The organism is Rhodopila globiformis, assembly GCF_002937115.1.
GTDB lineage: Bacteria > Pseudomonadota > Alphaproteobacteria > Acetobacterales > Acetobacteraceae > Rhodopila > Rhodopila globiformis.
In genome coordinates this window covers 1-19,084 of record NZ_NHRY01000125.1, presented here as the reverse complement: position 1 = coordinate 19,084, position 19,084 = coordinate 1, and the positions used below count along the sequence as shown (strand labels likewise).

Sequence of the window (19,084 nt, the reverse complement as noted above, 5' to 3'; positions counted from 1 at the left end):
CGTCGCGGGGCATCACGCGACCCTTCCCGATGGGCTGAGGTTATGTTGCGGAGAAGCTGCCGATCCCTCGCAACATCGCCGCCCAGCGCGGGGCCGCAACATAACACGCGGCGCAACATAATCGGTCTTATGTTCAGTTGAACATAAGACCGACGCCGCCACCGGCGAGCATGGCGATCTGCTCGACATCATCCGCGAGAGCCGCGGCCTGACCGACTTCAAGGACGTTGCTGATGAAGCCCGCAGCTTCCTGAGCCTTCCGCAACCTGCTGAACCATCGCGGCGGCCGAACGGCGCTTCAGCGAGGCTTGATGCGCCGGCCGGTTCGTCTGAGGCGGCGCGCCGGTTGTTCGCAATGTCGCAACCGATCAAGCGCACTGCCGTGGAAGCGTATTTGCGCCAACGCGGCATTACGGCTTTGCACGGGACCGACAGTCTGCGCTTCCATCCACGCTGCTACTACCGGCCGAACGAGCACAGCCCGACCGAGACGTGGCCCGCGATGATCGCCGCCATCACCGATCTCTCGGGTCACCTGACCGGCGCCCATCGCACCTGGCTCGACCCTGACGGCTTCAAAGAGGCGACGCTCGGCAAGGCGCCGATCGACACGCCGAGACGGGCAATGGGCAATCTGCTTGGCCATGCGGTGCGCTTCGGCATCGCGAGCGAGGTCCTCGCCGCCGGCGAAGGCATCGAGACGATGCTGTCGCTGCGATGCGTATTGCCAAACATGCCGATGGTCGCGGCACTTTCGGCGGCGCACCTATCTGCCATCCTGTTCCCCGACAGACTGCGGCGCCTCTATGTCGCCCGTGACAACGATCCGGCAGGCGATAGCGCGGTGGCGATGCTCCTCGACCGGGCAGCGTCTGCCGGGATCGAGGCGCTGGTCCTCTCCCCCGAGATGAGCGACTTCAACGAAGACCTGAGACTGCTCGGGATCGATGCACTACGGGCGGCGATCCGAGGGCAGATCGCGGCGCAGGACGTCGCCCGTTTCATGGAGCTGGCGGCGTAGCCGGAACGGGGATGGCGTGTGGGGCTGTCTTCGACGGCGAATGGCCAGGGGCTTTCCTCGTGCCGCGGAGAGGACCACGCCCACGGCCTTCCGGAGAGGGCGATCGGGCGCCAAGCGAGGCGGCCCAGCAATGGCTGCGGCCGACGATTTTCCGGCGGCGCTGCGCGCCTTTCCATCGCGAAACAAAATCGCCGGCCTTCGCCATCCTCCGCTACCGCTTTGGCCCTTCGCTTCGCTGCGGGTGCAAGTCCGCCCCGCCCGGCGCCTTCGTCGCCATGAAGGCCGCGATGGGCGCGGCCGATCCGACGAGGAAAGCCACGATGTCCATCGACCACGACGAAGAGTTCGAGCCCCGCCACAACGGATCCCCCACCGACCGCGTCCTCCAGGAACTCCAGCTCTACGGCTACCGACCCTTCCACGATGAACCCGACCCACGGCCTCTTCCCGAACCGCATATTCTCGCAGGCAGCGTCGCCGACATCTTCGACGCTCTCCTGGTGGCGCTCGCTGAGACGCGCCTCGAACCCGACCTCGAGGATCTGCTCTGGTCGACGGTGAATGTGTTCCACCGCGCCATCGACCGGATTGAGCGCGAACTCGACGACAACGAGATGGCGCAGCAACGCGCGCAGCGGGAACAGGACGGCAGCGAGGTCAAATCCGTCGAACTCGAACGGCTGACATCGGAGGGGCAGACGCTGATCGAGCGTCGCAACGTCTTCGAGCTGATGCGCGACCAGGCCGCCGAGCAGTTCGAGCGGCACACGCACTCGGCCTGGCGGCCGCGCAGCGGATCGAAGGTCAACCATCGCCATCTCACTGCCGCGATGATCGACAGCCGCGACTTTCTCGCCGCCAAGAAGCGCGCAGACCGGGAGGTGCTGTTGCCGGCCGGGCCGAAGGTGGCCGTCACCGGCGGCCTCGATTTCAACGATCACCGCCTGATCTGGGCCAAGCTCGATCAGACCCACGCTAAGCACCCGGACATGGTGCTTCTGCACGGCGGTTCGCCGAAGGGCGCCGAGCTGATCGCCGCCAAATGGGCCTACAACCGTAAGGTGCCGCAGATCGGCTTCAAGCCCGACTGGACGAAGCACGCCAAGGCGGCGCCGTTCAAACGCAACGACGCGATGCTGGACGCTTTACCGATCGGGGTGCTGCACTTCCCGGGGACCGGCATTCAGGACAACCTCGCCGACAAAGCCAGGAAGCTCGGCATTCCGGTCTGGAAGTTCGGCAAGGGCGGCGGGTGAGCACCGCCTGTCACCCTTGACGCCTGATAGCAATCGTCCATATTGCTATCAGCGCCATCGCGAACGGGAGTATGCCATCATGCCCGCCGTCACCATCCGCAACCTGTCCGATGAGACGCACCGCGCCCTCAAAGTCCGGGCGGCGCAGCACAATCGCAGCACGGAAGCCGAGATGCGCGCCATCCTGGAAGCCGCCGCGCGGCCAGAAGGCCGACTACGCCTCGGTTCCACGCTGGCGGAGATGAGCCGGAAGATCGGGCTGACCAACGCCGATGTCGAAGCCCTCGAACAGGCCCGCGACACCCGGCCCGCCGAGCCGCTGCGCTTCGAATGATCCTGCTCGACACGAATGTCGTCTCCGAGGCGATGAAGCCCGAGCCGGCGGCGGCGGTCCGTGCATGGCTCGACGCGCAGGCGGCGGAGACGCTTTACTTGTCCAGCGTAACCATCGCCGACCTGATGTTCGGCATCGGCGCGCTGCCCAACGGCCGGCGGAAGGACAAGCTGACCGCCGCGTTGGACGGCGTGCTGGAACTGTTTGCCGACCGTATCCTGCCATTCGATGCCCGCGCGGCGCGCCGCTACGCCGAACTCGCCGTCAGGGCACGCGCGGCCGGCAGGGGCTTCCCAACGCCCGACGGCTATATCGCCGCCATCGCTGCGGCGCATGATTTCGCGGTCGCGTCTCGCGACACGAGCGCCTTCATCGCCGCCGGCCTTGCGGTGATCGACCCTTGGGGAACCACACCCTGAGCTGCGGCCCGCGAAAGCCGGGCCGACGCTTGGCAATCCGGTTACCTGCTCCAGCACGGTTCATCCCCGCTTCCTGATGCGCTGATCCTTGGTCCGCCCACGGGCCTGAGGCCATCAACCCGTGAAGGGTCGGCTACGCCTTGCGTGCCGCCGCTTGTCCTTGACCGCGCGGTGATCGCGGCCCCTGGCCGGACACATCGGGCGCCTGTCGCGCGGGGATCGGCCCCGCCGCAAAGCAGGAGCCGGATCGATGTCTCAATCGCTCGCTTTCGCCAACGGCTGGAGCCTCGCCAAATCCCTCATGGTCTGCGTCGTCATCTTCACAGCCGGTTCTGAGGGCTACGGCGTCATGCCTTCGTCGGAATACGACGGCGACCCCGCCGACGTCGTCCACGAATTCGACCCCTTCGAATGAGCAAGCGGCGCCATACCGTGAGGCGCGCGGAGCAGTCATCGAACCGGATTTCCGCTCCCGCCCAACCTCATCTTCGCCTATACTCCGATCCGCGCCGTGGTGGTGGTGGAAGGCGCAACCGTTTGATCGTCATCTCACGGAGTCTGCCACCATGATCGTGCTCGGACCTCTGCTCGTCGTCCTCGCCATCGGCTTCATCTGCTGGCTGCTGTTCACGCTCGCCGTCTTCGCGTTGCCGGCCTTCGTCGGCTTCATGGTCGGCATATGGGCCTTCCATACCGGCGCTGGCGCGCTCGGCGGCATCATCGTGGGCGTCCTCGCCGCGGGCGCCACTTTCGGCGTCGGACAGCTCGCCATGGCGTTCGTGCCCTGGGTTTGGCTTCGGCTACTGATCATCCTGCTTTTCATCGCGCCGGCCACCGTCGCCGGCTATAGCGCTACGCACGGTATCGCTCAGATGGCGATGCCGTCGCCCATATGGCAGATGGTCTTCTCGGTGATCGGAGCCATCGCCGTCAGCGTTACCGCATTCGTTCGGTTCACCGGCATGACCCCGCCCGAACCGACCCAACGGGGGATGGCGCGGGGCTGAGCCCAGTCAGCCGCGGACGATAGGGGCGGCAGGATCAGGCGGCGGCCCCAAGACGCCGGCTCCGTCGAAAGTCGGGAACGTCGATTAGGGCGGCGACGCCGCCGTAGATCGTCTCTTCGCGCATCGTGACGCGCCCCGGCGCGCTGCCGGACCCAGTGGAGACGCGTGCAACGCGGTCCTCGCGAGACCCTTGCATGGAGGCCCTTCGCTCAAGCGCCTCGGCTGTGCGAGCGAGATGCGGTCTATCGGCGGGCCAGAGGTATCGCGCCTGCCCCGAAATCCATCACCGGCTTTTCGAGGTTTCTCGACCGTCGCCACGTTCTCCTCGATCGGTCTGCGTTCTGCATCGAGCGCACCTCACGGCCTCTTCGATGGATGGATCTGGCCGAAGGCCGGCTGAAGCCTCGACCACCTATGGCGCAATGGCGCCGATCGACTTTCTTCCCCTGTCGGCTGCGCCGCCATTCCTCGCGAGACAACAAAGTCGCCTGGCCGCCATCTTCCGCTGGCGCTTCAGCCCCGTCGCCCACCCCGTCGCGCAGGCGCGATGGGGACCCCGGGCAGGGGTGCGCCGTCGATCGCCTCCGGCCCTTCGATCACCATCGAGGCCGCAATGGTGCGGGCTCGAAAACGTCAGATCAAGGAGAACCACCATGGCGACCATCGGCACCTTCAAGAAGACCGGCGCGAACGAATTCACCGGGCAGATCGTCACCCTCTCGGTCCAGGCCAAGAATGTCCGCATCGCTCCCGAAGCCAACCGCTCCGGCGAAAACAGCCCCAGCCACCGGGTCTACTGCGGCCGCGTCGAGATCGGCGCCGCCTGGTCCAAGCGCTCCAACGAGGGCCGCGACTATCTGAGCCTGAAGCTGGACGATCCGAGCTTCACCGCCCCGATCTTCGCCAACCTGTTCGACGACGAGGACGGCGAGGGCTACAGCCTGATCTGGTCCCGCCCCAACGGCCGCCGCGCCGACTGACCCAGCCCAAGCCCCGCCCGGTCGGAACCGGGCGGGGTATCGCTGGGTTCTTGCGAAGCATCCCGGCCCGATGCCATCCCGATCGATACCCGGAAGGGGGGCATTGCGAAGGTCGCTCCGATTTGCGCTCCCGATCCTGTGCGATTGGTTCGCGACCTGGACGGGGAGCACGCTATCGCTGGGGCTCGGCCGACCGCGTCGTCTGGCCGGTCGGCCGCGTCCTCCGCACCAGATCGCCCGCCTCGATCTCAAGCGCATCAGCGACTTGTCCCAGCACGGTGACACTCGCCGAGACACGCGCGCGTTCAATCGCTCCGATATACCGGGCGCTCAACCCCGCCCGTTCGGCCAACTCTTCCTGCGTCATCCCCTTCGCATGACGCAACCGACGCAGATTGATCGCCATGACCTCCTTGAGATCCATGGCGAGGATGGAGCAGAGATAGGAATCATCGTTCCAGGAACGATAATGCCGAATCGTCCCGGGTTATTTGGAGCATCTCCCCCTACCGGAGCACACATCGACCACCGCCTTGCCAGACGTGATGCGCCGCGCGCATCGCGGTATCGATCCAATCGGAGGCAATTTTTGCAAAAATTTGCCGTAAATGAATACTTACCGCTTGGCTCTCATCTCGACACGGAAGGATCGCAATGACCGAGACGTCATTCGATGACCGGCCGCCACCCTCCGACCGCATCAGCGCCTATGATGAACGGCATCTGGCCATCTATCTGCGGCTTTTGATGGCCGAGGAGGAGGGGGCCGATTGGCGCGAGGTCGTGCAGGTGATCTTCGGGCTCGATCCCCAACGCGAACCCGATCGGGCGAGACTCGTCCATGACAGCCACCTGGCGCGGGCGCACTGGATGACAAAATCCGGATACCGTCACCTGCTGGCGCCGCGATCTCCGTGATTCAGCCCACGCCAGCCGCCCAATAGGGCGTCACGCGCGATGCAACCATGGGGTCTAGCGCAGTGCGCGCCTTTCAGGATCGTCTGAGGCTCCCCCTAACAGGGGGCCAGGACGAGAGGAAACGCCATGCCCACGCAGTATTGGCGCTCGCCGGAGACGATCGACCAACTGGGTCGCCTCGGCCGCCCCGGCTTCGCCGTCGAGTTCTTGCGTCGCAACGCCGACTATCGTCGCGACTACGCCCACACGCAGCGCCAGATCGCGCGCTTGCACGTCGATGCGCAGACCGCTCGCTCCGGCCTCGCTCGGCGATGGGGGTTACGCTTTCGCGCCTGACCCCTATGCCCCGGTCGGGACCGGACCCGTGTCCTGGCTGCCGGAACTCTCCCCCGGCACCCTGATCCTCGACGCCGCCCCGCCAGGCTTCGATCCCCTGTCTCTCGACCCGGCGCAGCTCGGATCGGTGATCGGGGATCGCATTGACGATGACGGCCGGGAGGTCGTTGTCGCCGACGGAACCGGCGAACTGCATATCCGATTATGCAACGACAGAGCCGTATCACGCCCTACGATCATTCTGCCCATCGGCGCCACGGCGATCGACCTCCGACTGGATGTCGCCTCGCGCTTCGTCCGCCGCCTGCGCGGCCAGACCATCGGCCTTCTCCCCCAGGCGCTCAGATTGACCGTGTTGCGCAAGCGCCGGCTCATTCAGCTCCTCCAAGCCTACGACATCCACGAAACCGGAGGCAGCCCGCGCGACGTCGCCGAGACGGTTCTGCGTTCGGGACAAGCCGGACTGCCTTCGGTGGAGTGGAAGGATTCTCATTCTCGACGCGCGGCCAACCGCCTGATCCACGACGCGATTTGCCTCGTTGAACGCGGCTATCTCAAGTTCCTGCGCGGCGGTTGAGCCGGAGGCCAACCGGCCCGGACGAGGATCGGTCAAAACATCGCTTCGCGCCTCGAACCTTTCGCGGGCGACGGACGTGCGCGTGTCCGCCTGAACGGGGGACAGACCCTCGCGAAAATCTTCGTCCACCCCCAACGCCTGAACCCTCCGCCACGGTAACCCCGACATGCCGCGACTTGGCCGCGGTTCTTCGAGGCAAGACGGAGGGTCCCCATGCTCGACAGGTCCGCACAGCTCGCGACACGCTATCTCAGGACACCCGAGGCGGCACGCATCCTTGGGATCTCGCCGCGGACGCTGGAGAAATACCGCTGCCACGGAAACGGCCCGACCTTTCGTAAGCTCGGCGGCCGCGTCGTCTATGCCATCGACGATCTCCAAGCCTGGGCCGATCAGGCCGCCTGCCGCTCGACCTCCGACCCGCGATATGTCGAGGCGCGCGCCGCCGGTCTTGGCCATCGCTGAGGCGCTGCCCTCGATGTCGTCGCGCCGTCTCATCACCGCCAGCGAACGAAGCAAGCTCGACCCGTTCGTCGTCGCCACCGGCGACGCCAGCCCGCGCGATCAGCGCGACCTGATGGAGCGGCCGTTTTTCTCGCTCGCCAAAACCCGGCGGACCGCGCCGATCCTCTACCAGGCCGGCGACATCCGCGTCGAAGTCTATGCCGTGGCCGAGCACGGCATGGCGACCATTTGGGACGCCGACGTGTTGATCTGGGCGGCCAGCCAGATCGTCGAGGCCGAGAACCTGGGCCTCAAGACGTCGCGATTCCTACGCTTTACGCCCTATCAGCTTCTGACCGCGATCGGCCGCCAGACCGGCGCCCGCGACTATAAGCTGCTCAAAGGCGCGCTCGCCCGGCTCCAGTCGACGGTCATCCGCACGACCATCCGCAACGGCGAGCACTGGCGCCGTCACCAGTTCTCCTGGATCAACGAGTGGGAGGAATGCGCGACGCACGACGGCCGCGTCGAGGGCATGGAGTTCGTGCTCCCCGACTGGTTCTACCGCGGCGTCATCGATCGCTCCCTCGTCCTCGCCATCGACCCGGCCTACTTCCGCCTCACCGGAGGGATCGAGCGCTGGCTCTATCGCGTCGCCCGCAAGCACGCCGGGCGCCAGCCGGGCGGCTGGCTGTTCGAGCTCGCGCATCTGCACGAAAAATCCGGCAGCCTCGCCCGGCCGCGTGATTTCGCCCTCGACCTCCGTCGCATCGTCTCCCGCCAGTCACTGCCCGGCTATCGCCTGCACATCGAGCGCGGCGACCGCGGTGAACTAATGCGCATCCTGCCAGCCGACTTATCCCCACCTCCTGTGGATAAACGTGTGGAAGCGCTCGGGACTTCGGGCGCGCCGATCATCGGGACTTCGGGCGCGGGGGTATCGGGACTTCAGGCGCGCAAATCGCAGCTAAGCCTTTGGCCCGAAACCGCGATTCCAGCCCTTAACTTAGAGTCTAACTCAGAATCTAGCTTTTCTTGTTGGCCCGGCCGATCTGCGGATAACCCGGCCGCTCCAGCGCAGACCTCCGAGCATTCGGCCCAGCAACCGTCGCTGCCCTTCGGCCAAAGGCCGGGAGGGGGAAGATGATCGTCGCCTTGCTCAACCAGAAAGGCGGCGTCGGCAAAACCACGCTTGCTCTGCATCTCGCCGGAGAATGGGCGCGGCGCGGCCAGCGCGTGACCTTGATCGACGCCGATCCGCAAGGCTCGGCGCTCGACTGGTCGCAGCAACGGGCGCGGGAGAATGTGGCTCGGCTATTCGGGGTCGTCGGCCTGGCGCGCGATACGCTCCATCGCGAAGCGCCAGACCTCGCCGGCGCCGTGGATCATGTCGTCATCGATGGCCCACCGCGTGTCGCGGGACTTATGCGCTCGGCCCTGCTGGCCGCCGACCTGGTGCTGATCCCCGTGCAGCCGTCGCCGCTCGACGGCTGGGCGTCGGCCGAAATGCTAGGTCTTCTTCGCGAGGCGCGCATCTACCGCCCCCAGCTTGCCGCGCGGTTTGTGCTGAACCGCTGTGGCGCGCGCACCGTCATCGCGCGCGAGACGGCGGAAACTCTGGCGGATCACGATCCGCCGGTGCTCGCCAGCACCATCGGCCAGCGCGTCGCGTTTGCGGATGCCGCGCAATCCGGGCGCTTGGTCTTCGAGCTCGCTGAGCACGGCGCCGCCGCCCTCGAGATCGCGGCACTCGCCGCCGAGATCGGGAGGATCGCAACGTGACCGAGCGCTCCAATCGACGCGGCTTCGCGGCACGGCCCGGCGACGCCGAGAGCTGGATCAAGGCCAACGATGCGCCATCCCGCCGCACCGACGAGGCTGCTGCTTTCACCGCACGGCTGACGATCGACGTCACACCGGCGCTGCGCGGCCGCATCAAGGTCGCCGCTTTCCGCCGCGGCATCACCGTCGCCGATATGCTCCGCGACCTCCTGGCGCGCGAATTCCCTGACGACTCCGGGGCGTCGCCATGAATGGCAACCACCCGCCATTTCCGCTGCGTCCGACGCCGCAATCGGATCGGCGGACAGTCGCGCTCACGCATGTCGAACTGACCTGGATCGAGAAGAAGATCGAGCACTGGTTGCGCTTCGGCCGCCGCGCTGAAGAGAAGATCCTCGATCGGCGTCGCAGCATCTCCAGCTTCATGCCCGGAAGCGCTTTCGCATTCGTCCGATGGGCGTCGAACGACTACGGCACCATCGTCTCGCGCATGGATATCGTGCGCGCCGTCGAGCCAGGCGCGCGCTTCCAGACGCTGCCCTTCGTGCGCCCCGGCGGTGAGATCCTGCTGCGGGTCAAAGGCTGGCCCAAGGTCGAACGCGTGCTGCGGGCGATCGACGCTGTCGAGGCGCTGGGCATCGATGCGGCCGACGCCGCACCAGAATACTGGCGTCACCTCCACAACCGTCTCGCGGCTGACCACGAACCCCGCGCCTACACGCGCGAGCAGCACGCCGCCTGGCGCAAGCGGCGGAGTGTCATGCTATGACCCGCTTTGGCTACGTCATGACGACATTCGTGGCCATGGCAGGCGTGGGCGCTCTGGCGTTCTTCCACCCCGCGCCCCGGCTGATCTGGAACGCCACGGCAAGCACGCCGACCGGGCTCTACGCGTTGCAGCCCATCGGACGGCTGCACGTCCGGGAATTGGTCGCGGTGCGACCGCCAGCACCGATCGCCAGCTACCTCGCCAATGGCGGATTTCTGCCTAAGGGCGTGCCTCTTCTGAAGCATGTCATGGCGGTCGCCGGACAGACCGTGTGCCGCGCTGGCGACGCGATCACCATCGATCAGATCGAGGTCGGCATGGCGCACAACCGCGACCATCTCGGTCGCCCGCTGCCGCGCTGGAGCGGCTGCCATACGCTCACGCCGGGCGAAATCTTCCTGATGAATGCGACCGTCCCGGACAGTCTCGACGGTCGCTATTTCGGCCCATTCCCGATCACGTCGATCATCGCGCGCGCGGTCCCGCTGTGGACCGACGAGGCCGGCGACGGCCGCTTCGTCTGGCGCGCCGTCGCCGATCGACCCGCTTTCCAACCCGCCAACCGAGGAGGTTCCCATGGCGCAGATCGGTCAGTTCACGCGCGATAAATCCGGCTTCACCGGACGCATCCAGACGCTCTCCTTCACCCACGATCTCTCCCTCGTTCCGGCCGAATCCTCCGATGTCGAGAATGCGCCCGACTATCGCGTCCACCTCGGCGACGGCGAAGGCCCCGAGATCGGCGCGGGCTGGAAACGCACCGGCGAGAAGGCTGGCGAATACGTGTCGCTGCTCATCGACGATCCAACGCTGATCCAGCCGATCCGCGCCAATCTGTTCCGCTCAACCGACGACCACGCGACCTGGGTGCTGAACTGGAACCGCCCGCCCAAGCGCGGCGAGCGGGAGTGAGCGCATGCGGCGCGCGGGTCTTTTGCTCGCTGGCGTGATGGCGCTCGGCCTGCCGACCGGCTCCGTCTACGCACAGGCGCTGTCGCCGGCGGTGCAGGCCGCGACCGCTCCCTACGCCGCGTTCATCACCGAGGCCGCGCGACGCTTCGGCATTCCGACGGCATGGATACGCGCGGTCATGCGCGTCGAAAGCGGTGGGGACCGGCACGCCGTTTCCTCCAAGGGCGCGATGGGCCTGATGCAGATCATGCCCGAAACCTGGGCGGCGCTACGCGCCCGCTACGGCTTCGGGCGTGACCCGTTCGATCCGCACGACAACATCTTCGCGGGCGCCGCCTATCTGCGCGAGATGCACGACCGCTACGGATCGCCGGGCTTTCTTGCGGCCTACAATGCGGGGCCTGGCCGATACGAGGACTATCGCGACCGGCGCCGCCCACTGCCGGCGGAAACCGTCGCCTACGTGGCGGCGCTCGTCCCTGTTGTGGGGGGAGACGAGATCGATGGGCCTGTCCTCTTGGCGGCCGCCGATCCCTCATCCTGGACGCAGGCTCCGCTCTTCATCACGCGGTCGGCCAGCGCTGAACCTGCCGATCGCGCGTCAGCCAAGCCGCCGCCGAGCGACACGCCGGCTGCCGGCGCCGTACACGATCTCTCTGCCATGGCGCCGCAATCCGCCGGGCTGTTCGTCGCGGTTTCCACTGCGGGACCGAAGCGATGATGGCGACGATGCCTTGGGGTCACATCGAGGCGTTGCCGCGGTCGGCTTGCGTTTTCCTTCCTGTTGCGACGGTGTCTGGAGCCTCCCGAGGATACGTTGAGGCCCCTGGATGCGAGTTCGCAGGCAAGCGCAGCGGCGCGCGCTTCCGGGAAGAAGGTGGGGCGAACAGGGCAGAAGGGCAGGAACCGACCGGCAGAGTGCCGGTGTAATCGGGCATGACACGCCGGCGCCCCCGAAACCCACCCGCAAACGGCCGTTGGACGGTGGCAAACTTTCCGTCACCGGCGCCGATCCCCGGCCGCCGAAGCGACGGAGGATGGCGGCGATGGCCCATTTTGCAGGACTGGACGTGTCGATCGAGGAGACGGCGGTGTGCGTCGTCGATGAGGCGGGTGCTGTGCTGATGCAGTGCTCCGTGGCCACCGAACCGGAGGCCATCGCCACGGCGTTGGCGCCGTTCGCCGGGACGCTGAAACGCGCCGGCCACGAAGCCGGGGCGCTGTCGCCCTGGCTGCATCCGGGGCTGCTGGCGCTGGGCGTTCCCGCGGTCTGCCTGGAGACGCGCCAGGTGCGCGCGGCGATGTCGGCCCAGCGCAACAAGACCGACGCCACCGACGCGCTCGGGCTGGCGCATCTGATGCGCACCGGCTGGTTCCGCCAGGCGCATGTGAAGACCGATGGCGCCTACCGGCTGAAGCTGCTGCTGACGCACCGCCGCAACCTGAAGCGCAAGTTCCTCGACCTGGAGAACGCGATCCGGCACTCTCTGAAGAGCTTCGGGGTGAAGCTGCACAAGGTCGGCCGCGCCGGCTTCGAGCAGGCGGTGCGCGAGGCCTGCGCCGAGGATGCGCTGACCGCCGAGCTGATGGACTGCATGCTGGCGGCGCGCGCGGCGATGTGGCGGTGGACGATCCCCAAAGCTTCGACCCGGCGGCGAAATTCCGCTGATGCACAGCACCGCATCTAAGGTCCATCCACTGCTGCTCTCAACGGATGATGGACCGAGTCCGACCCAGTGCGGTCCTACGACCTGAACACGCCGCCGACGGCTATTTCCCGTGCAGCGGATGTTCAGAATGCATGAGGAAACCGACGCTCATAGGCCATAGGCGCGGCGATGTCGTTATTCGAGTTCGACGCGGGCGGCTCAGATCGAGCGCTGATTGACGCGTTTCGACAGTTCTTCGGCGCTTTCCTTGCGCTCGGAATAGCGGTCGACGAGGTAATCGGCGCAGCCCCGCGTGAGCAGGGTGAACTTGACCAGTTCTTCCATCACATCGACGACGCGGTCGTAATAGGGCGAGGGCTTCATCCGGTCGTGGTCGTCGAATTCCATGAAGGCCTTGGCGACCGAAGACTGGTTGGGGATGGTGATGAGGCGCATCCAGCGGCCGAGGACGCGCATCTGATTGACGGCGTTGAAGCTCTGCGAGCCGCCGCAGACCTGCATGATGGCGAGCGTCTTGCCCTGGGTCGGACGCGCCGCGCCGAGCGTCAGCGGAATCCAGTCGATCTGCGCCTTCATGATCGCGGTCATGGCGCCGTGCCGCTCGGGCGAGCACCAGACCATGCCCTCGGACCATGTCACGAGGTCGCGCAATTCGGCCACCTTGGGATGATCGGGTTCGGCATCGTCCGGCAGGGGCAGGCCGCTCGGGTTGAAGCTTCGCGTTTCGGCGCCAAGGCGACGCAGGATGCGCGCCGCCTCTTCGCTCAGCAGGCGGCTGAACGCGCGTTTCCGCACCGAGCCATGGAGCAGCAGGATGCGCGGCGCGTGGCTCTGCCGGGGCCGGACGAACAGCCGTTGTTCGTCGATGGCCTGGAAACAGGCGTCGTCGAGATTGGGCGTCGAGTCGATCGGCTTATCCAACGCGGCGGCCCCCGGCGTCGATCAGCAACTGGCCGTCTTCCTTGGCGAAGGGTCCCGGCGGCAGGCGGTCGAGCAGGTCGAGAACCGCCTCGCTGGGCCGGCACAGCCTCACGCCCCTGCGTGTGCAGACGATGGGGCGGTTGACCAGAACCGGATGTTCGACCATGGCGTCGAGCAAAGTTTCGTCCGAAACCAGAGGATCGAGTAGGCCCAGCCGCTCCGCCGGCGATTTCGTCGTTCGCAAAGCCTCGCGCGCGGTCAGACCGGCGGCGGCGAACAGGCCGAGCAATTGCGGCCTGGTCCAGCCGACATTGAGATATTCGATCACCGTCGGCCGGTAGCCGGCGGCCTCGATGAGCGCCAGCACGTTGCGCGATGTCCCGCAATTCGGGTTATGATGGATCACGACGTTCATGGTTTCAGCCGGCGGCCTTTCCATTGACTTGCTGACAAGCATCGCGACGGCGCACGGCCGCGCCGGCCTCATACCATGGGCGCGTCGCATTGACGATTTTGACCACCGACAGCATCACCGGAACCTCGATCAGCACCCCGACCACGGTCGCCAGCGCCGCGCCGGAATGGAAGCCGAACAGGCTGATCGCGGCGGCGACCGCCAGTTCGAAGAAATTGCTGGCGCCGATCAGCGCCGAGGGCCCCGCCACGCAATGCGCCTCGCCGGTCGCCCGGTTGAGCAGATAAGCAAGACCGGCGTTGAAATAAACCTGGATCAGGATCGGAACCGCGAGCATCGCGATGATCAGCGGCTGGGCGACGATCTGCTGGCCCTGAAAGCCGAACAGCAGAACCAGGGTCGCCAGCAGCGCGACGAGCGACAGCGGCTGCAAATGTTTCAACGCGGCCAATAGGGCGTGCTCGCCGCCGCGCGCCAGCAAAGAGCGGCGCAAAACCTGCGCGATGATCACTGGAACCACGATATAGAGCACGACCGAGAGGAAAAGGGTCTCCCACGGAACGGTGATGGCCGACAGGCCAAGCAGCAGGCCGACGATCGGCGCGAAGGCGACGATCATGATCAGGTCGTTGAGCGCCACCTGACTCAAGGTGAAATGCGGCTCGCCGTTGGAAAGGTTGCTCCACACGAAGACCATGGCGGTGCAGGGCGCGGCGGCGAGCAGGATCAGGCCGGCGATATAGCTGTCGATCTGGTCGGCGGGCAGATAAGCGCGAAACAATCCGCCGATGAACAGCCAGCCGAGCAAGGCCATGGAAAAGGGTTTTATGGCCCAGTTGATGAACAAGGTGACGCCGATGCCGCGCCAATGCTCCCTGACCTGCGCGAGCGCGGCGAAATCGATTTTCACCAGCATCGGGATGATCATCAGCCAGATCAGCCCCGCCACCGGCAGGTTGACCCTGGCGATTTCAGCTGCGCCCACGCCCTGAAAGACGGCCGGGAAGAAATGGCCGAGGACGACGCCCGCGACGATGCAGAGCGCCACCCAGAGGGTCAGATATCGTTCGAAAATGGACATGATCGGGCTCCTGCGCGCCGGCGATTTTGGCGTCGCCGGCAGACGAGAAAAGTCAGGATTGGATTTCGGCTCGGTCGTGGGTCGCGCCTTCCATCCGGCCGATTTCCTCCAAGCGGGAACCGAGCTTCAGCTTGTCCAGCCGGTCGATGGGAATGGCGGTAAAGGCGGCGATGCGGTTCTTGAGATAGCGCAGGGCTGTGACGAAGGCGCGCTCTTTCTCAAGGTCGGTCCCCTCGACCGCAGCCGGGTCTTCTATGCCCCAATGCGCCGTCATCGGCTGGCCGGGCCAGTGCGGGCAGATCTCGCCGGCGGCGTTGTCGCAGACGGTGAAAACGAAATCCATTTCCGGGGCGCCGGGAGCCGCGAATTCGTCCCAATCCTTGGAGCGCGCGCCCTGCGTCGGATAGCCGTAGGAGTCCAGGACCTTCAAGGCGAAAGGATTGACGGCGTCCTTCGGGTGGCTGCCGGCGGAGTAGGCTCGGAAACGCCCGCGGCCGTCCTTGTTGAGGATGCTCTCGGCGATGATGGAGCGGGCCGAATTTCCGGTGCAAAGGAAAAGGACGTTGTAGACAGAGTCAGTCATGGGCATGCGCCTCCGGTGGACAGCACGGCGAAAGATCGGCGATCAGCGGCGCGCAAAGCTCGGGGCGGCCGCCGCAGCAGTCTTTCAAGAGAAACAGGACGAGCTGACGCAAACACTCGACGTCGGCGCGGTAGATGATCGACCGGCTATGGCGCGCGCCGTGAACCAGACCGGCGTTGGCGAGGATCGCGAGGTGGGTGGAGAGCGTGTTCTGCGGCACGCCGATTTCGCGCGCCAGTTCCCCGGCGGGAACGCCATCAGGCTCCCGGCTGACCAGCAGCCGGAAGGTCTCCAGACGGGTGGCCTGAGAAAGCGCCGCGAGGACGGGTAGCGCCGTCAAATCATCCATATTTCCAGATTAGCAGAAATATTGAGAAGCGCAACACGCCTGACCCCGTTCTATGGGCCAAAGGATCATTTGCGTGAGCGGCGCGTCGCCGTTGTCGTCGCGGTTTGATCAGGTGATCCGCTCCAGAGCGAGCGCAATGCCCTGACCGCCGCCTATGCACAAAGTCGCGACGCCGCGCTTGAGCCCGTCTCGTTGCATCGAATGGAGGAGCCGGGTCGTCAGGACGGCGCCGGTCGCCCCAATCGGATGGCCGTGCGCGATTGCCCCGCCTTCGACGTTCACAACGTCCTCGGCAAGGCCCAGCTCGCGGTAGACCGCTATCGCGATCGCGGCAAATGCTTCATTGATCTCGATGCGTTCGACATCGCCCGTCGACCAGCCAGCGCGCGCCAGCGCTTGCTTGACCGCGGGCACGGGTCCGATGCCGAACATCCCCGGCTCCACCGCCGCGATTCCATAAGAGACGAGTCGCGCCACTGGCGTGAGGCCTCTCTTCTCGGCCCATTTTGCTTCCGCGACAATCATGGCCGCCGCGCCGCTGTTGAGGCCCGGCGAGTTGCCAGCGGTAATCGTTCCGTCCTTGCGAAAGGCGGGGCGGAGCTTCGCCAAGGATTCGAGCGTCGTATCCGGGCGGTTGTGTTCGTCCTTGACGAATAGTTCGGCCCCCTTCCGGCCCCTGATTTCGACAGGCGTGATTTCCGCCTCGAACTTCCCGGCCGCCTGGGCCGCCGAGAACCTCTTTTGGGACCGTTCGGCCCAGCGATCCTGATCCGCGCGACTGACATGATATTTCTGGACCAAGTCCTCAGTATGCCAACCCGAATGCTGATCGGAGAAAGCGTCATTGAGTCCATCGCGCAACATGCTGTCGTAAATCTGCGCGTCGCCCATGCGATAGCCCCAGCGCCCGCCGCTCATCAGATAGGGCGCCATGTCCATGTTCTCCATGCCGCCGGCGATCGCGGCGTCGCCATGCCCGAGCCAGATTTCCTGGGCGGCGGAGACGATGGCCTGGGCGCCGGAGCCACAAACGCGGTTGACGGTCATGGCCGGCGCTTCGACCGGCGCGCCCCCATGAATGGCCGCCTGTCTGGCCGGGTTCATCTTGGCGCCCGCCTGAATAACATTGCCCATCACAACCGCGCCAACCAGCGACGGATCAAGGCCCGAGCGATCGAGCGCCGCCTTGACAACCGTCGCGCCGAGATCGGTGGCTGGGGTGGATTTCAGGCTTCCGCCATAAGTGCCGATAGCAGTCCTTACAGGATAGCAAAGGACAACATCAATATTCGCCATTGGGCGCCTCCGCGTTTCAGTGAATTCTGGATCGCAAAATCTTAAAGCGCATCGACCGAGGTCATGTCACAGCCGTATCGGCTGCAAGCTCAACCGCCAAATCAGCTGATGACCTCCGTTCATTCGTTGGCAGGCCTCAGCCTTTTGCGGCGCGCACGATGCGGCCTTCGAGCCTCGTCGCCGCCGATACAGTGTTGAAGATTGTGCCGAATTTACGGACGTTGGTGTGAAGCAGGTCGAGCCGTCGGTCGTCCTCGTCGGTGTCGACAATCAGCTCGTAGTCGACCGAGGCCATCTTCGGCGGACTGTCCTGCCGGATTCCGTGCAGTTTCACCTCGACGCCGCGCAGGTTGAACCTGAGCATCGGCGTTACGCGCTCAATTCCCTTGAGCATGCAGGCGGCGATCGCGGCGAGGAACAGCTCCGCGGGGTTGAAGGCGTCGGCCCGTCCATTCACGTCGGTATCGAGCGTGATCTTGGCGCCTTTGCACCGGGCCATGCCGCCGTGGGCGTCGATCCGCCTGGCGACGACGCGATATTCCAGCATCCTCATCACTCCTTTGCTGACAGGCCTGCCTCGGCGCGGCGCGTCACGGCGCGCTGCCGTGAACGGAGGGACGCCCCCGCTTTCGTCGAAAAAGCGAACGGAGCCGGCGTCATAAATCTTGTCTCGTGACGCGGGCGTCGACGACCGGAGCCAGAATCGCCGCCAGCCACAACAGCGGACCAAGGCGCGGCTGGTCGATGCTGACGACCGTTGCAACGAGGAAAACGACCGCGAGAATTCCGGGTCCGATGGCGAGCGGCCACGGCCGCGACCGCGCCGCCAGGATCGCGAAGATCCAGAGACCTTCATTGACACAGGCGATCGCCGCCAGATGACCGCTGTAAAGCGCCGCCGTCCATTGCTCCGCCCCGTCCTGCCCCCAAAGAATCGTCGGCGCCGGCAGGAGGACGATAAGGAACAGAAAGGCGAAGCTTACGAAAAGAAAGCGCCGGCTCCGCGCCTCCGTCAGAGCCAGCCGGCGATGATGGCTGACCCAAAAGACCCCGGAAAAAAGGAAACTGCAGCCGAAGGCGACCGCAGGATGAAACATTGACTTGAGGACAACCTCGAAACTGGCCGGCGTGGCGTTCCACCGGGAACTCAACAGGCTGTAAACAGGCGTCGTCATCGCAACCCCGAAGATGGTGTCGCTCAGAACCTCGATCCGGTGGGCGAGAAAACTGCTCATGCTTCACATTCACCTTTGGCGCGCAAACGAAAATATCTCCGGCTCAACCTCTCGGCGAAACCCTGTCCGGCTAGAGCATTTTCCATTCCTTCGGAATCGGAGAAATGCTCTAGCTAATTGTTCCAACGCATATTCTTGTCCAAAAAGTCTGCAACTTTTTGGGAATATGCTAATAGCTGCGGCGTCTGAACAGCCAGCCTGCCGCGATCAGGGTCGTGAGCGCGATGAGAGCCATCGGCCAATATTGCGGGACCAGCTGATCGAAGGTCGCGCCTTCCAGAAACACGGCGCGGACCACAACCAGAAAATAGCGCATCGGATTGATTAAAGTAAGATTCTGGATGGCGTCCGGCATGTTGGCGATGGGGGTGGCGAAGCCGGACAGGACGATGGACGGCACCATGAACAGGAAGGCGCCGAGCAGCGCCTGCTGCTGCGTGAGGGCGAGCGATGAGATCATCAGGCCGATTCCGGTCACCGCCGTCACGAAAAGCAGCAAGCCAAAATAGAGCGGCAGCAGGCCGCCAAGCAGCGGCACGCGGAACCACGCGACCGTCGCCAGCACGATGACGCTCGCCTCGATCACCCCGATGATCAGGCCCGGCAAACTTTTTCCGAGTAAATATCCCCCGGCAGAGCCGGGGGCTTTATAGTGTTGGCCGCTCAAAGCGGCCGGGCGGGTCGCTGACGCGGCCCGTTGAGTGTGAGCCGCTCAAAGCGGCAAGCGGGACCGCTAACGCGGTCCCGGGTTCAGTTGGCCACTAAAGTGGCCGGTTCAG

At 65.4% G+C, this 19,084-nt stretch carries 27 protein-coding genes and 2 pseudogenes; 19 read left to right on the top strand and 10 right to left on the bottom strand.

All coding sequences use genetic code 11. From position 1 onward, the window contains the following. Nucleotides 1-148: 148 nt before the first annotated feature. The 7 genes and pseudogenes from CCS01_RS12195 to CCS01_RS12165 all read left to right on the top strand — a co-directional run. Nucleotides 149-1,021, top strand: a pseudogene (locus tag CCS01_RS12195) (DUF7146 domain-containing protein); the annotation flags it as partial. Nucleotides 1,022-1,341: 320 nt separating this feature from the next. Next, nucleotides 1,342-2,277 carry a DUF2493 domain-containing protein gene (locus CCS01_RS12190; RefSeq protein WP_104519097.1) on the top strand — a complete coding sequence of 312 codons (936 nt, stop codon included), beginning with the start codon at nucleotides 1,342-1,344 and terminating at the stop codon, nucleotides 2,275-2,277. Between the two features lie 79 nt (nucleotides 2,278-2,356). Next, nucleotides 2,357-2,611 (top strand): FitA-like ribbon-helix-helix domain-containing protein, encoded by a 255-nt coding sequence (locus CCS01_RS12185; RefSeq protein WP_104519093.1) that lies wholly within the window; start codon nucleotides 2,357-2,359, stop codon nucleotides 2,609-2,611. Beyond that, nucleotides 2,608-3,030 (top strand): type II toxin-antitoxin system VapC family toxin, encoded by a 423-nt coding sequence (locus tag CCS01_RS12180; RefSeq protein ID WP_104519092.1) that lies wholly within the window; start codon nucleotides 2,608-2,610, stop codon nucleotides 3,028-3,030. Before CCS01_RS12185 ends, CCS01_RS12180 begins: the two co-directional genes overlap by 4 nt. 250 nt (nucleotides 3,031-3,280) lie before the next feature. After that, a complete protein-coding gene (locus tag CCS01_RS34175; protein WP_170114632.1) occupies nucleotides 3,281-3,445 on the top strand; it encodes a hypothetical protein in 165 nt (54 codons plus the stop codon). A 151-nt stretch (nucleotides 3,446-3,596) separates the two neighbouring features. Next, on the top strand, nucleotides 3,597-4,037 hold the full coding sequence (locus tag CCS01_RS12175) for a hypothetical protein (protein ID WP_104519091.1): 441 nt from the start codon (nucleotides 3,597-3,599) through the stop codon (nucleotides 4,035-4,037). Nucleotides 4,038-4,690: 653 nt separating this feature from the next. Next, on the top strand, nucleotides 4,691-5,017 hold the full coding sequence (locus tag CCS01_RS12165; protein ID WP_104519090.1) for a DUF736 domain-containing protein: 327 nt from the start codon (nucleotides 4,691-4,693) through the stop codon (nucleotides 5,015-5,017). Nucleotides 5,018-5,189: 172 nt separating this feature from the next. On the opposite strand, the gene CCS01_RS12160 is transcribed toward CCS01_RS12165, so the two are convergent. Then, nucleotides 5,190-5,423, bottom strand: a complete 234-nt coding sequence (locus tag CCS01_RS12160) for a helix-turn-helix domain-containing protein (RefSeq protein ID WP_239992131.1) — start codon at nucleotides 5,421-5,423, stop codon at nucleotides 5,190-5,192. A gap of 248 nt (nucleotides 5,424-5,671) precedes the next feature. On the opposite strand from CCS01_RS12160, the gene CCS01_RS12155 reads away from it, so the two are divergent. From CCS01_RS12155 to CCS01_RS12100, 12 genes and pseudogenes are all read left to right on the top strand, one after another. Further along, on the top strand, nucleotides 5,672-5,935 hold the full coding sequence (locus tag CCS01_RS12155; protein WP_104519088.1) for a DNA -binding domain-containing protein: 264 nt from the start codon (nucleotides 5,672-5,674) through the stop codon (nucleotides 5,933-5,935). A 126-nt stretch (nucleotides 5,936-6,061) separates the two neighbouring features. Beyond that, complete coding sequence (locus CCS01_RS12150) at nucleotides 6,062-6,271, top strand: transcriptional regulator domain-containing protein (RefSeq protein WP_104519087.1); 210 nt, start codon at nucleotides 6,062-6,064, stop codon at nucleotides 6,269-6,271. A 28-nt stretch (nucleotides 6,272-6,299) separates the two neighbouring features. Beyond that, nucleotides 6,300-6,848, top strand: coding sequence for a DUF2285 domain-containing protein (locus CCS01_RS12145; RefSeq protein WP_239992130.1), 549 nt, complete (start codon nucleotides 6,300-6,302; stop codon nucleotides 6,846-6,848). 213 nt (nucleotides 6,849-7,061) lie between these two features. Next, nucleotides 7,062-7,313: a helix-turn-helix transcriptional regulator gene (locus CCS01_RS12140; RefSeq protein WP_104519085.1), complete on the top strand. Its 252-nt coding sequence runs from the start codon at nucleotides 7,062-7,064 to the stop codon at nucleotides 7,311-7,313. A gap of 13 nt (nucleotides 7,314-7,326) precedes the next feature. Beyond that, the gene (locus CCS01_RS12135) at nucleotides 7,327-8,439 is read left to right on the top strand and encodes a replication initiator protein A (RefSeq protein ID WP_104519096.1); all 1,113 of its coding nucleotides are present in this window, start codon (nucleotides 7,327-7,329) and stop codon (nucleotides 8,437-8,439) included. Then, nucleotides 8,436-9,074, top strand: a complete 639-nt coding sequence (gene parA / locus CCS01_RS12130; protein ID WP_104519084.1) for a ParA family partition ATPase — start codon at nucleotides 8,436-8,438, stop codon at nucleotides 9,072-9,074. Before CCS01_RS12135 ends, parA begins: the two co-directional genes overlap by 4 nt. After that, nucleotides 9,071-9,325: a hypothetical protein gene (locus tag CCS01_RS12125; protein ID WP_104519083.1), complete on the top strand. Its 255-nt coding sequence runs from the start codon at nucleotides 9,071-9,073 to the stop codon at nucleotides 9,323-9,325. Before parA ends, CCS01_RS12125 begins: the two co-directional genes overlap by 4 nt. Beyond that, complete coding sequence (locus CCS01_RS12120) at nucleotides 9,322-9,843, top strand: DUF2840 domain-containing protein (RefSeq protein WP_104519082.1); 522 nt, start codon at nucleotides 9,322-9,324, stop codon at nucleotides 9,841-9,843. The genes CCS01_RS12125 and CCS01_RS12120 overlap by 4 nt, the downstream gene beginning before the upstream one ends. Further along, nucleotides 9,840-10,451: a S26 family signal peptidase gene (locus CCS01_RS12115; protein WP_104519081.1), complete on the top strand. Its 612-nt coding sequence runs from the start codon at nucleotides 9,840-9,842 to the stop codon at nucleotides 10,449-10,451. The genes CCS01_RS12120 and CCS01_RS12115 overlap by 4 nt, the downstream gene beginning before the upstream one ends. Continuing rightward, entirely contained in the window at nucleotides 10,420-10,755 is a 336-nt protein-coding gene (locus tag CCS01_RS12110) for a DUF736 domain-containing protein (RefSeq protein WP_104519080.1), read from the top strand. Before CCS01_RS12115 ends, CCS01_RS12110 begins: the two co-directional genes overlap by 32 nt. A 4-nt stretch (nucleotides 10,756-10,759) precedes the next feature. Next, nucleotides 10,760-11,476, top strand: coding sequence for a lytic transglycosylase domain-containing protein (locus CCS01_RS12105; RefSeq protein ID WP_104519079.1), 717 nt, complete (start codon nucleotides 10,760-10,762; stop codon nucleotides 11,474-11,476). Between the two features lie 325 nt (nucleotides 11,477-11,801). Next, a pseudogene (locus CCS01_RS12100) lies at nucleotides 11,802-12,377 on the top strand (IS110 family transposase); the annotation flags it as partial. 246 nt (nucleotides 12,378-12,623) lie between these two features. On the opposite strand, the gene arsH reads toward CCS01_RS12100, so the two are convergent. From arsH to CCS01_RS12055, 9 genes are all read right to left on the bottom strand, one after another. Continuing rightward, complete coding sequence (gene arsH / locus CCS01_RS12095) at nucleotides 12,624-13,346, bottom strand: arsenical resistance protein ArsH (protein WP_275112909.1); 723 nt, start codon at nucleotides 13,344-13,346, stop codon at nucleotides 12,624-12,626. Next, entirely contained in the window at nucleotides 13,339-13,761 is a 423-nt protein-coding gene (gene arsC, locus CCS01_RS12090) for an arsenate reductase (glutaredoxin) (RefSeq protein ID WP_104519078.1), read from the bottom strand. The genes arsH and arsC overlap by 8 nt, the downstream gene beginning before the upstream one ends. A gap of 4 nt (nucleotides 13,762-13,765) precedes the next feature. Next, entirely contained in the window at nucleotides 13,766-14,842 is a 1,077-nt protein-coding gene (gene arsB / locus CCS01_RS12085; protein ID WP_104519077.1) for an ACR3 family arsenite efflux transporter, read from the bottom strand. 52 nt (nucleotides 14,843-14,894) lie between these two features. Continuing rightward, complete coding sequence (locus CCS01_RS12080) at nucleotides 14,895-15,431, bottom strand: arsenate reductase ArsC (RefSeq protein ID WP_456307600.1); 537 nt, start codon at nucleotides 15,429-15,431, stop codon at nucleotides 14,895-14,897. Continuing rightward, nucleotides 15,418-15,774: an ArsR/SmtB family transcription factor gene (locus CCS01_RS12075; RefSeq protein ID WP_104519075.1), complete on the bottom strand. Its 357-nt coding sequence runs from the start codon at nucleotides 15,772-15,774 to the stop codon at nucleotides 15,418-15,420. Before CCS01_RS12075 ends, CCS01_RS12080 begins: the two co-directional genes overlap by 14 nt. Nucleotides 15,775-15,882: 108 nt before the next feature. Then, complete coding sequence (locus tag CCS01_RS12070) at nucleotides 15,883-17,070, bottom strand: thiolase family protein (protein ID WP_104519074.1); 1,188 nt, start codon at nucleotides 17,068-17,070, stop codon at nucleotides 15,883-15,885. 136 nt (nucleotides 17,071-17,206) lie between these two features. Next, nucleotides 17,207-17,617, bottom strand: a complete 411-nt coding sequence (locus CCS01_RS12065) for an OsmC family protein (RefSeq protein WP_104519073.1) — start codon at nucleotides 17,615-17,617, stop codon at nucleotides 17,207-17,209. Between the two features lie 109 nt (nucleotides 17,618-17,726). Next, nucleotides 17,727-18,305 carry a TMEM175 family protein gene (locus CCS01_RS12060; RefSeq protein WP_104519072.1) on the bottom strand — a complete coding sequence of 193 codons (579 nt, stop codon included), beginning with the start codon at nucleotides 18,303-18,305 and terminating at the stop codon, nucleotides 17,727-17,729. Nucleotides 18,306-18,474: 169 nt separating this feature from the next. Next, the gene (locus tag CCS01_RS12055) at nucleotides 18,475-18,972 is read right to left on the bottom strand and encodes an ABC transporter permease (protein ID WP_104519071.1); all 498 of its coding nucleotides are present in this window, start codon (nucleotides 18,970-18,972) and stop codon (nucleotides 18,475-18,477) included. Nucleotides 18,973-19,084: the final 112 nt, after the last annotated feature.